Annotated in this window: 9 protein-coding genes; 5 read left to right on the plus strand and 4 right to left on the minus strand. The window is 71.3% G+C overall.

The genetic code is table 11. From position 1 onward, the window contains the following. Window positions 1–823 (plus strand): calcium-binding protein (locus Q8S40_RS21190; RefSeq protein WP_305671990.1); only part of this gene is annotated, 823 nt, incomplete at its 5' end. Window positions 824–851: 28 nt separating this feature from the next. On the opposite strand, the gene ccmB is transcribed toward Q8S40_RS21190, so the two are convergent. Then, window positions 852–1,511 (minus strand): heme exporter protein CcmB, encoded by a 660-nt coding sequence (gene ccmB / locus Q8S40_RS21195; protein WP_305671991.1) that lies wholly within the window; start codon window positions 1,509–1,511, stop codon window positions 852–854. Continuing rightward, on the minus strand, window positions 1,508–2,170 hold the full coding sequence (gene ccmA, locus Q8S40_RS21200; protein WP_371136871.1) for a heme ABC exporter ATP-binding protein CcmA: 663 nt from the start codon (window positions 2,168–2,170) through the stop codon (window positions 1,508–1,510). Before ccmA ends, ccmB begins: the two co-directional genes overlap by 4 nt. A gap of 192 nt (window positions 2,171–2,362) precedes the next feature. On the opposite strand from ccmA, the gene acnA reads away from it, so the two are divergent. The 3 genes from acnA (at window position 2,363) to Q8S40_RS21215 (ending at window position 6,976) form a co-directional block, all read left to right on the plus strand. Beyond that, window positions 2,363–5,059, plus strand: coding sequence for an aconitate hydratase AcnA (acnA, locus tag Q8S40_RS21205; RefSeq protein WP_305671993.1), 2,697 nt, complete (start codon window positions 2,363–2,365; stop codon window positions 5,057–5,059). 223 nt (window positions 5,060–5,282) lie between these two features. Then, on the plus strand, window positions 5,283–6,212 hold the full coding sequence (locus Q8S40_RS21210; RefSeq protein WP_305671994.1) for a diacylglycerol kinase family protein: 930 nt from the start codon (window positions 5,283–5,285) through the stop codon (window positions 6,210–6,212). Continuing rightward, window positions 6,209–6,976 carry a metallophosphoesterase gene (locus Q8S40_RS21215; protein WP_304811763.1) on the plus strand — a complete coding sequence of 256 codons (768 nt, stop codon included), beginning with the start codon at window positions 6,209–6,211 and terminating at the stop codon, window positions 6,974–6,976. The genes Q8S40_RS21210 and Q8S40_RS21215 overlap by 4 nt, the downstream gene beginning before the upstream one ends. A 2-nt stretch (window positions 6,977–6,978) precedes the next feature. Here Q8S40_RS21215 and Q8S40_RS21220 read toward each other — a convergent pair whose 3' ends face one another. Further along, window positions 6,979–8,124 carry an MFS transporter gene (locus tag Q8S40_RS21220; RefSeq protein WP_305671995.1) on the minus strand — a complete coding sequence of 382 codons (1,146 nt, stop codon included), beginning with the start codon at window positions 8,122–8,124 and terminating at the stop codon, window positions 6,979–6,981. Window positions 8,125–8,239: 115 nt separating this feature from the next. Then, window positions 8,240–9,244: a hypothetical protein gene (locus Q8S40_RS21225; protein ID WP_305671996.1), complete on the minus strand. Its 1,005-nt coding sequence runs from the start codon at window positions 9,242–9,244 to the stop codon at window positions 8,240–8,242. 268 nt (window positions 9,245–9,512) lie between these two features. On the opposite strand from Q8S40_RS21225, the gene Q8S40_RS21230 reads away from it, so the two are divergent. Continuing rightward, window positions 9,513–12,123: helicase-related protein (locus Q8S40_RS21230; RefSeq protein WP_305671997.1), on the plus strand; the 2,611-nt coding region annotated here is incomplete at its 3' end.

The raw sequence follows: 12,123 nt of genomic DNA on the forward strand, positions 1-12,123 counted from the left end.
CGGCGGCGCCGGCAACGACAACCTGAACGGCCTCGACGGGGATGACCGGCTCGATGGCGGCGCGGGTGACGATCTTCTCTATGGCGGCGCGGGGGATGACCGGCTTTATGGCGGGGACGGCAACGACCTGCTGTCGGGCGGCACCGGCAATGACCGCATGTTCGGTGGCGCGGGGGATGACGTCTATCGGGTGGAGGATGCCGGCGACCGCGTCCTCGAATACGCCAATGAGGGCTATGACCGGGTCCTGGCCAGCATCGACTACCGCCTGACCCAGCATGTGGAGCGGCTGGACCTGGTTGGTTTCGCCGTGAACGGCTACGGCAATGCGGAGGCGAATTGGATCGTCGGCAATACGCTGGACAACCTCCTCGCCGGGCATGACGGCGCCGACACCATCATGGGCGGGCTCGGCAACGACACGCTGGTGGGCGGGCGTGGCGATGACGTGCTGATCGGCGGTGCCGGGCACGACCGGCTGCTGGGCGGTGATGGTGCGGACACATTGGTCGGCGGGTCCGGCAACGACACGCTGCTCGGCGGCGACGGGGCGGATTACTTTGCCTTCGACACGGACAGCACCGGCCACAGCCTGATTTCCGATTTCAACCTCGCCGAGGACCGGCTGGACGCCTCCGACCTGTTCCTCGATGTCCTGTCGCTGATGGCCGCGCTGGTCGATCTGGGTCGCCATACACGGCTGGATTTCGCACCCACCGGCGGGTCCGTCCTGCTGCGGAACATCGCCTTCGCGGATATCACCGAGGCGATCTTCGTGTTCGAGCCACCGGAGGCCGAGACATCCAGCCTCTGGCTTGCCTGATTACGCCCCCTTGGTCACGCCCCCTTGGTCACTCCCCGCGCAGTGCCGCCCCCGCTGCCAGCGGGGCCAGCGGCGCGGCGAGCGCCAGCAAGGCGGCCAGCAGCAGCAGATAGGGCCGCGGCGTCAGCCCGGCCGCCGCGGCCTCGATCGCCGCGGCGCCGAAGATCACGGCGGGGATCGACAGCGGCAGCACCAGCAGCGGCAGCAGCACCCCGCCGCGCCGCGCGCCGAGCGTCAGCGCCGCGCCCGCCGTGCCGAACAGGGACAGCACGCCGGTGGCCAGGCCGAGTGCCAGCATGGCCGCGCCCCAGGCCTCCACCGGCAGGTTCAGCATGGCGGCCGCGATCGGCGTGGCGGCCAACAACGGCAGGCCGGTGACAATCCAATGCCCCAGCGCCTTGGCGCCCGCCAGCGCCGAGGGCGGCAGGCCGGACAGCAGAAGCTGGTCGAGCGAGCCATCCTCCGCCTCCGCCCCGAACAGCCGGTCGAGCGGCAGCAGCGCCGCCAGCAGGGCTGCGGCGAGCAGCGCGCCGGGGGCGATGCGCGCCAGGATCTCGGGCGAGGGTCCGATGCCGAAGGGAAACAGCGCGCAGACCAGCACGAAGAACAGCACGGCGGCCAAGGTATCGGCCGGATGGCGCAGCGCCAGCCGCACCTCCCGCCCCAGCACGGCGCCGAAGCCCCTCAAAGCACCAGCTCCCGCGCGCCGGGCAGGGGAAGTGGCAGGTGGGTGGCGGCGATCACGGCGCCGCCCGCCGCGCGGTGGGTGGCGAGCAGAGCACCGAGACGGGTGACGGAGGCCGCGTCCAGCCCCACCGTCGGTTCATCCAGCAACCACAGCGGCGCCGGCGCCAGCGCCAGCCGGGCCAGGGCCAGCCGACGCTTCTGGCCGGAGGACAGCATCCGCGCCGGCAATTCCGCCAGATCGGCCAGCCCGACCGCCTGCAGCGCCGCCGCGACAGCGCCGCCCCACAGCTTCGCGTAGAATTCCAGATTCTCCCGCGCCGTCAGGCTCGGCTTCAGCGCATCCTGGTGGCTGAGGTAGCGCAGCCTTCCGGCATGGGCGACGCGATCGGCCAGCGCATCGGCGCCCTCCCACAGCAATTCTCCCTCCGCCGCCGGGATCAGCCCGGCCAGCAGCCGCAGCAGGCTGGATTTGCCCGCACCATTGGCGCCGAGCAGCAGCAGGGCCCCGCCCGCTTCCAGGTGGAAGGACAGCCCGGCAAAGATCGCGCGGTCGCCCCGCCAGCAGGCCAGATCCCGCGCTTCCAGCACCCCTCCCCCTTTCCCGGCGCCCCCGCGCACGAAAACAACCCCTGCACACGATTGCCGGGTGCATTCCGGCATGAACGGGGCACAGTGAGCGCACAAGGGCGCGCACAGGCCACGCTGGCGGATGGACCGCCCGTCATCCCTGTGGTTTAAGCCGCCTGCTGCGGTCGCGAAAGCGGCACGGCGGAACCGCGCCAGGCTTGGCGGAGGCGCCCCGCTTCCGGGGTGGCACCCAACCCGGCGCCACGCGAACGGGGACCCCGGACCATGCGGATGATCGGGCAGGACAGCCTGAAGACCCGCCGTACCCTCAAGGTGGACGGCAAGGATTATCACTATTTCAGCCTGCCCGAGGCTGCTGCCGCCATCGGCGACCCGAGCCGTTTGCCGGTCAGCCTGAAGGTGCTGCTGGAGAATGTGCTGCGCTTCGAGGATGGCCGCAGCTACACGGTGGATGACGCCAAGGCCGTTGTCGCCTGGCTCGAGAAGGGCTCCTCCACCAAGGAAGTGCCGTTCCGCCCGGCCCGCATCCTGCTGCAGGACTTCACCGGCGTGCCCGCCGTGGTCGACCTGGCCGCGATGCGCGATGCGCTGTCCAACCTCGGCGGCGATCCGAAGAAGGTGAACCCGCTGGTGCCGGTCGATCTCGTGATCGACCACTCGGTGATGGTGGACTTCTCCGGCACCGCGAATGCGCTGCAGAAGAACGTCGATGTCGAGTTCGAGCGCAATGGCGAGCGTTATGAGTTCCTGCGCTGGGGCCAGTCCGCCTTCGCCAATTTCCGCGTCGTGCCGCCCGGCACCGGCATCTGCCACCAGGTGAACCTGGAATACCTGGCACAGGTCGCCTGGACCGCGCAGGACGGGCCGGACACCTATGTGTTCCCCGATAGCTGCTACGGCACGGACAGCCACACCACCATGGTGAACGGCCTGGGCGTGCTTGGCTGGGGCGTCGGCGGGATCGAGGCCGAGGCCGCGATGCTCGGCCAGCCCATCGCCATGCTGATCCCGGACGTCATCGGCTTCCGCCTGGTCGGCAAGGTGCGCGAAGGCGTCACCGCCACCGACATGGTGCTGACCGTGACGCAGATGCTCCGCAAGAAGGGCGTCGTCGGCAAGTTCGTCGAGTTCTACGGCCCGGGCCTGGAGGACATGGCGCTCGCCGACCGTGCCACCATCGGCAACATGGCGCCGGAATATGGCGCGACCTGCGGCTTCTTCCCGGTCGACCAGACCACCATCGACTATCTGCGCCTGTCCGGCCGCGACGAGCATCGCATCAAGCTGACCGAGGCCTATGCCAAGGCGCAGGGCCTGTGGCGCGATGCCTCCACGCCGGACCCGGTGTTCACGGACACGATGGAACTCGACCTGTCGACGGTCGAGCCCTCCATGGCCGGGCCGAAGCGGCCGCAGGACCGCGTGCCGCTGACCCAGGTTTCCACCAGCTTCGCCAAGGACCTGGCGGCCGGCACCATGGGCGTGCCGGGCGACAAGGCCGAGCTGCGCGTGCCGGTGGCGGATCGCAACTACGACCTCGGCCATGGGGATGTGGTGATCGCGGCGATCACCTCCTGCACCAACACCTCCAACCCCTATGTCATGGTCGCCGCCGGCCTGGTGGCGCGCAAGGCGCGGGCGCTCGGGCTGCGGCCCAAGGCCTGGGTGAAGACCTCGCTGGCGCCTGGGTCCCAGGTGGTCACCGAATATCTCGACAAGGCCGGCCTGACGGCGGATCTGGATGCGCTCGGCTTCCAGACCGTGGGCTATGGCTGCACCACCTGCATCGGCAATTCCGGCCCGCTGGAAGACCCGATCCTGGAGGCGATCGAGGACAACAAGCTGGTCGTCTCCAGTGTCCTTTCCGGCAACCGCAACTTCGAGGGCCGCGTCCACGCCAATGTCCGCGCCAACTACCTGGCCTCGCCGCCGCTGGTGGTGGCCTATGCGCTGGCCGGCACGGTGAAGCTGAACATCACGACCGACCCGATCGGCACCGGCAGCAACGGCCAGCCCGTCTATCTGAAGGACATCTGGCCGACGCAGAAGGAGGTGAACGACACGGTTCAATCCGCCGTGTCGCGCGAGATGTTCATGCAGCGCTACGGCGACGTGTTCAAGGGCCCGGCGCAGTGGCAGGCCATCCGCGTCGACACGGACAGCGACACCTATCGCTGGAATGGCGGCTCCACCTACGTCCAGAACCCGCCCTACTTCACCGGCATGACGATGGAGATCCCCGCGATCCCGCCGATCACCGGGGCGCGCATCCTGGCCGAGCTGGGCGACAGCATCACCACCGACCACATCTCCCCGGCCGGTGCCATCAAGAAGGCCTCGCCGGCGGGCGACTATCTGCTGGAACACCAGGTGCGCCAGCATGACTTCAACAGCTACGGCGCCCGCCGCGGCAACCATGAAGTCATGATGCGCGGCACCTTCGCGAATACCCGTATTCGCAACGAGCTGGTGCCGGGCATCGAGGGCGGCATGACCAAACACCAGCCCTCGGGCGAAGTGCTGCCGATCTACGACGCGGCCATGAAGTACAAGGCCGAGGGCGTGCCGCTGGTGATCTTCGGCGGCAAGGAATACGGCACCGGCTCCTCCCGCGACTGGGCGGCCAAGGGCACCTTCCTGCTCGGCGTGAAGGCGGTCATCACCGAGAGCTTCGAGCGTATCCACCGCTCCAACCTGGTCGGCATGGGCGTGCTGCCGCTGGTGTTCCAGAATGGCGAAACCCGCCAGTCGCTGGGCATCACCGGCGCCGAGATCATCGACCTGGAGGGGCTGGAGACGCTGGCGGCCCGGATGCAGGTGGGAATGGTGATCCACCGCCCCGACGGCACCACCCACCGCACGACGCTGCTCTGCCGCGTCGATACGGCGGATGAGGTCGAGTACTACAAGAATGGCGGCATCCTGAACTACGTGCTGCGCGGGATGGCGAAGGCGGCCTGACCGGGCCGCGTCGCGATGCGGTAGAAGGGGGGCGCGGTCCGCAGGGGCCGCGCCCTTTTTCTTGGCCCCATTTTTCTGGGCCCCTTTTTTTCTGGACCGCGTTGTAACATCGCGGGTGCGGAACCTTCGGCCGCCACCGCCGCTTCCACCGCGTAGCGCCATCCGACGGAGTCCCACCCTGCCGCCTTCACCCCCTCCCGGCCCCCACCCCCGCCGGGTCGCCGTGGTCATCAACGCCGCCTCCGGCACCGCCCTCGGCCGCGACACGATCGAGGCCGAGGTCACGCGCCACCTGGCCGCGGCGGGGGTGGAGGCGGTGCTGGTGCCCGACCATGCGGAGGGCCTGCTCGCCCGGCTCGATGAGGCCGTGGCGATGGGGGCGGAGGCGGTGGTGGTGGGCGGCGGCGACGGTTCCATCATGGCGGCCGCCGAACGGCTGATGGGCAAGGACGCCGCACTCGGCATCCTGCCGCTCGGCACCATGAACATGCTGGCCAAGGATCTCGGTATTCCGCTGGAGTTAGAAGCCGCGGCGGCGGCTCTGGCGCATGGCACGATCCGCGCGATCGACGTGGCGGATGTGAATGGCCATGTCTTCCTGTGCTCCTCCGTGCTCGGCAGCCCGTCCTGGCTCGGCCGGCACCGGGAACGCGGGCGCGGCAAGCGGGGGCTGCGGCCGCGGCTGATCTTCGCGCTGGCGGCGCTGCGTTCCGAGTGGCGGCACCGGCCGATGCGGCTCAGCGTGCGGCTGGGCGCCGGGCGGACCGTGCGGCTATGGACCCGGGCGCTGGCGGTGGCGAATAACCGCTATGCCGAGGGCTTCAACCTGATGATGACCCGGCCGCGGCTGGATGCCGGGGAACTCGCCCTCTATGTCGCGCGTCGCTATGGGGCATGGTGGTGGGTGAAGATGATGGCGGGCATGTTCCTCGGAACCTGGCGTGGCTCCCGCCTCGTGCAGGAACGCGCAGCGCAGGAGGTGACCATCGGCTCCGCCCGCACCGCGATCCGCGTGATGAATGACGGGGAGGCGCTGCTGATCGCGCCGCCGCTGATCTACCGCATCCATCCCGGCGCGCTGCGCGTGATCGTGCCCGGCCCGCCGGCCGAGGACCCGCCGGCCGAGACCGATCCGGTTCCCCCGCCCGCATGACGCGCCGCGTCGCGCATCTCTCGGACCTGCATTTCGGCGCCGAGGACCCGCAGGTGGTGGCCAGCTTCGCGCAGGAACTGGCGGATTGGGCGCCCGACCTCATCGCCGTCTCGGGCGACCTCACCCAGGGCGCGCGGCATGAGGAATTCATTGCCGCCATGGCCTTTCTGGAGACGCTGCCGGCGCCGCGGCTGATCGTGCCCGGCAACCACGACATGTCGCCCTACAATCTGGTGGAGCGATTCACGGACCCGTATCGCCGCTGGCGCCGCCATGTGCATGCCGCGACGGAGCCGGTCTTCGAGGATGCGGAGATCGCCATCGTCGGTATGAACACCGCCCGTCGCGCCGGGCTGTATCTGAACTGGGCGCGCGGCCGCGTCTCCGGCACCAGGCTGGCGGCGGCGGAGGGGCGGCTCGCGGCACTGCCGCCCGGGCTGTTCCGCATCATCGTGGCGCACCACCCTTTCCTCGCGCCGATGCTCAAGCCGGGCGCGCGGCTGGTCGGCAATGCCGAACCGGCGCTGGCCGCCTTCGCGCGGCATGATGTGCGGCTGGTGCTGACCGGCCATCTGCATCTGGGCGATGTCCGCCCGGTGCGGGAGGGCGGACTGATTGTGGCGCAGGCCGGCAGCGCCACCTCCGTGCGGCTGCGCGGCACGCCGAACGCCTATAACCGCATCATCGTCGAGGACGGCCGCGCCACCGTCACGCCCCGGCTGTGGCATGGCGCGGGGTGGGAGGATCTGCCGCCGGCCTCATGAGGTCAGCCTCGCAGTGCCCGCCCCAGCGCCAGGCTGGCCGGCAGCGCCAGCAGGCAGAGCACCGCCATGGCCCAGAACCCCGCCCCGCCCACCGCGGCATAAAGTGGCCCACAGGCCAGGGCCAGCAGCCCCATCCATAGCCCGACGCCCAGCGCCGCATGCAGGGTCTGCGCCGTGCCGGCCTCGGCCGGTGGCACCACGCGCGCCAGCACCGCCATGGTCGCCAGATGCTGCATGCCGAAGGTCGCCGCGTGCAACATCTGCGCCGGCACCAGCAGCCAGGGATCGACCGTCAGCGCCGTGACGCCCCAGCGCAGCACGCCCGCCCCGGCCGCGACCAGCGACAGCCCGACCGGCCCGAGTCGTGTCACCAGCCCCCGTCCCCACAGGAACAGCGCCACCTCCGCCAGCACGCCCACCGCCCAGAGCCCGCCGATCAGCCCGGCGCCAAGCCCCGCCGCCTGCCAATGCAGCGTGCCGAAGCCGTAATACAGCGCATGGCTGCCCTGGATCAGCGCCGAGACCAGCATCAGCCGGCGCACCGCGGCAAGCCGCAGCGGCGCCAGGAAGCCCGCCCAGCCCCGCGCCACCGCCCGCCCGGCGCGCGGCGCCCGGCCCGGCAGGGCGAGGGCGGCCAGTGAGGTCGCCGCCAGCCCCGCCACCAGAAGCCAGGCCGCCGCCTGGATGCCAGCCACCGCCACCGCCTGCCCGACCACGATCGCGGCCAGCATGAAGGCGATGCTGCCCGCCGCCCGCACCCGGGCATAGTCGAAGCCACCCGGCGCGCGCGACGCCGCCAGCGCCAGTGCATCGGTCAGCGGCACCACCGGGGCGAAGGCGGCGCTGTGCAGCGCCATCACCAGCAGCAGCAGCCCAAATCCGGCCGGCAGCAGGAAGCCGCAGGCCGCCAGCGCGGCGAGCGCGGAGCCCGCGACCAGCAGCACCCGTGAATCGCCCAGCGCATCCGCCAGCCGCCCGCCGGCCGGCCCGGCGACCAGCCGCACGCCGGCCGCCACCGCCAGCAGCGCCCCGACCTCGGAAGGCGACATGCCCTGCGCGGACAGGATGGCCGGCAGGAAGGGCAAGGTAATGCCCACCACCACGAATTGGGCGCTGTAGAGGAGGACGAAGCGGGTGGCGGCGGTCACCGGCGCAAGCTGACCCCTGCCGGGGTGGCTGCCAAGAGGGGCAGCCCAAGGGAGGCTGGCAAAGGCCGGCCGCGGAACATCGCGGCCTTCGTGCCGGGTTCGCGCCCGGGCGGACCTAGCCCGCCAGCACCGTCTCCGGCGCCCGCGCCATCTGCGGCGCGCGCGGCGCATCAAGCTGGGCCACGCCCTGCGCCATCCTGGCCAGGGCGGTGCTGGCGCGGTCCGCGGCGTCGCGGATCACCACCACCTGCCCGGCGAGCTGCCGCGCACCTTCCGCCACCTGCTGGCGACCCGCCTCGCCCTGGCGCGGCGCCAGGCTGGCTTCCAGCCCGCGGGCGGCGGCGGTGGCGGCGATGCGCTCGATCTCGACGGAGGCGGCCAGGAGACGGTCCCCCGCTTCCTCCAGCGTCATCGAGTCGAGGCGTGCCTCCTGCCGGGTGGCCAGGGCGGCCAGCCGGAAGCGTTCCAGGGCGCGGGCCAGGGCGCCGGCCTCATCATCGCGGCAGGTGCCGGGCACCGCGATATCCAGATGCCCTTCCGCCAGGCCGGCCGCCGCCGCGCGCAGCGCCCGGTATGGCGCCAGCAGCAGGCGTTCCAGCAGCAGCGCGGCGATACCGGCCAGCAGCGTGGCGGCCGCCAGGGTGACCGCCAGCGCGATCAGCGCCACATGGCCAGGATCGGCAAGCGGCTCGGGCCGGCCCTCGCCGGCCGGATCGGCTTGCGCGGCGGCAGCCGGCGGCTGGCGCGTGGGGTCGAGTTGCGCCGCCCGTGCGCGCAGCCGGGACAGATCCACCCGTCCCTCCGGCGCCACCAGAAGCTGCCAGGTGCCGAGATCACGCTCCAGCACGCTCAGCGCGCGGCTCAACCCGCCCAGGGTCGCCGGCTCCGGCGGGCGCGGTCCCAGCAGGGAAAGTGCCTCCGCCGCCGTTGGTGGCGCGCGGCCCGGCTCCTCCATCCCTGGCAGCAGCAGCGCGGTGGCAAGGCACAGCGCGACCAGCGCACCCAGCCCGGCCAACCAGCGAAGCCGGCCCGAAGCGGGGGCGGCCAATGCCGGATGGTCCGAAAAAGCGTCGGCGCGCGGCTGGATCGGGTCCAGCCCGTGGCGGAACGTGGCGGACATGGCGGGCCTCCTGCCCAGGCGTGGCCACCGGGGGACGGGCCACTCGGGGCAGGCTGACTCAGGAAGATTGACGTTTCGTTGCCAGAAGCAGGATGCCGCCCCCGGCCCGCCGGGTTGCTTCCCGCCGCCCGCCAGCTTGCTTCCCGCGGCCAGCCGCGAGGGTCTGCCGCGGCCAGCCGCGAGGCCTTCCGCACCCACCCGCAGTTGCCAAGGGCGCAGAGCCGTGCCACGCAACCGCTGACCCCACGGACCATGCCCAATACCCAATATGTCCGACCATCACATGTCCCACGGCCAGATGTTTGCCCCGCGCGTTCGCGCGGTGCTCGGCCCGACCAACACCGGCAAGACCCATCTGGCGATCACTCGCCTGCTGGCGCATGCCTCCGGTATCATCGGCTTTCCGCTGCGCCTGCTGGCGCGCGAGAATTACGACCGCATGGTCGCGGCCAAGGGGGAGAAGTACGTCGCGCTGATCACCGGGGAGGAGAAGATCGTCCCCCCCGAGGCGCGCTGGTTCGCCTGCACGGTGGAAGCCATGCCGCTGGACCGCCGCGCCGAATTCGTCGCGGTGGATGAAATCCAGCTCTGCGCCGATGCCGATCGCGGCCACATCTTCACGGACCGGCTGCTGCACGCCCGCGGCATGGTGGAAACCATGTTCCTGGGCGCCGAGACCATCCGGCCCCTGCTGCAGCGCCTGGTGCCGCAGGCCGAGATCGAGACGCGGCCGCGCCTGTCGCAACTGACCCATTCCGGCCCCGCCAAGCTGACCAAGCTGCCGCCACGCAGCGCCGTGGTCGCCTTCAGCGCGGCCGAGGTCTATGCGATCGCGGAGGCGATCCGCCGTCGCCGGGGCGGTTGCGCCGTGGTGATGGGGCGCATGTCGCCGCGCACCCGCAACGCCCAGGTGGCGCTGTATCAGAATCGGGAGGTGGATTTCCTGGTCGCGACCGATGCCATCGGCATGGGTCTGAACATGGATGTGGACCACATCGCCTTCGCCGACCTGCAGAAATTCGATGGCCACCAGATACGCGCGCTGAACGCCCAGGAAGCCGCCCAGATCGCCGGCCGCGCCGGCCGCGGCATGCGCGACGGCACCTTCGGTACCACCGCCGAATGCCCGCCCCTGCCGGAGGAACTGGCCCGCCAGATCGAGGGTCATGTCTTCGAGCCGCTGGCACAGATCGCCTGGCGCAATTCGGACCTGGATTTCGCCAGCATCGACGGGCTGCTGGACAGCCTGGCCGCCACCCCGCCCACCCCTGGCCTCACCAAGGGCAATGACGCGGTGGACCACATCACGCTCAACGCGCTGTCCCGTGAGCAGGAGATCCGCCAGCTTGGCCAGGGCCGCGCCCGCGTGCGGCTGCTGTGGGAAGCCTGCCAGGTGCCGGATTTCCGCAAGATCGCGGATGACAGCCACACAAGGCTCTGCGCCAAGATCTTTGGCCACCTGGCGACCGATGGCCGCCTGCCCAGCGACTGGGTGGCGGGCAACATCGCGGCACTCGGCAATGTCGAGGGTGACCTCGATACCCTGATGGCGCGCCTCGCCACCATCCGCATCTGGTCCTACATCGCCGCCCGCGCCGACTGGATCGCCGATGCCGCCACCCAGCAGGCGGAAGCCCGCAAGGCGGAGGAAGCGGTCAGTGACGCGCTGCATGAGCGCCTGATCGCCCGTTTCGTCGATCGCCGCGCCGCACACCTGATCCGCCGGCTCGATGACACGGAGGAGACGCTGCTCTCCGCCGTCACGCGCCAGGGCGAGGTGGTGGTAGAGGGTCACACGGTCGGCAAGGTCACCGGCTTCCACTTCCAGCCCGACCCCGAGGCGACCAAGGAGGAAGAGAAGCGCCTGGTCCTGCGCGCCGCACGCCGTGCACTGCGGGAGGAAATTCCGCGCCGCCTGGCCAGCCTCGAGGTCGCGAAGGACGAGGCGTTCCGCCTGACCCCGCAGCACCGCGTGATGTGGGACGAGGCCGAGATCGCCCGCCTGCGGCCGGGGCCGGAACCGCTGAAGCCGCATGTGGATGTGATCGCCACCGAATTCCTGGACAATGCCCAGCGGGAACGGGTGCGCGTCCGCCTGGCCACCTGGCTGGAATCGCTGGTGAAGCGCGAACTCGGCGGGCTGGAGGCAATCGAGGCCAAGGCCGCCGAGGACAACACCCTGCGCGGCCCGGCCTTCCGGCTGCGGGAAGCCATGGGCCTCGCCCCCGGTGCGACCGAGCGCGAAATTCCGGCGGAGCTGCGCGCACGGCTCAAGGCCATCGGCATCCGCGCCGGCCGCTACGCCATGTATCTGCCGGATGTGCTGAAGCCGCGTGCCATGGGGCTGCGCGCGCAGCTCTGGGCGTTGCGCCGCAACATCCCGACGCCGCTGCTGCCCAACCCGGGCCTCGTCTCCGTGACGTTGCCGGAGCCGGGCACGGAAGAAGCGCCGGTCGATCCGAACACGCCGCGCGGGCCGGAAGGCTGGCCGCAGGGCTTCGCCATCATGGCGGGCTGGCTGCCGGCGGGGCGCGTGCTGCTGCGCCTCGACGTGGCGGAACGCATCGCCGGCGAGTTGGGCTACCTGACGCGGCGTGCGCCGGCCCCGGTGCCGGAGGGGCTGGCGTCCCGCCTCGGTGTGAAGGGCGACACGCTGCCGATGGCGCTGGAGGCGATGGGCTTCAGGCTCATGCCGTCCCCGCCGTTGGAAGAGGGTGAATTCGGCCCGCCGCTGCCCGCCCGCATCTCCGTGGTGCGCGCCGATCGCGGCGCCGGCCCGCGCGGCCCGCGCCGCGATGGCCGGCCGGAGCGGAACGAGGCCCGGGGTGACCAGTCGCGGGGTGACCAGGCGCGGGGCGACCAGCCGCGCGGTGAGCGCG

Origin of the sequence: Falsiroseomonas sp., assembly GCF_030695085.1 — a bacterium.
Classification (GTDB): domain Bacteria; phylum Pseudomonadota; class Alphaproteobacteria; order Acetobacterales; family Acetobacteraceae; genus Falsiroseomonas.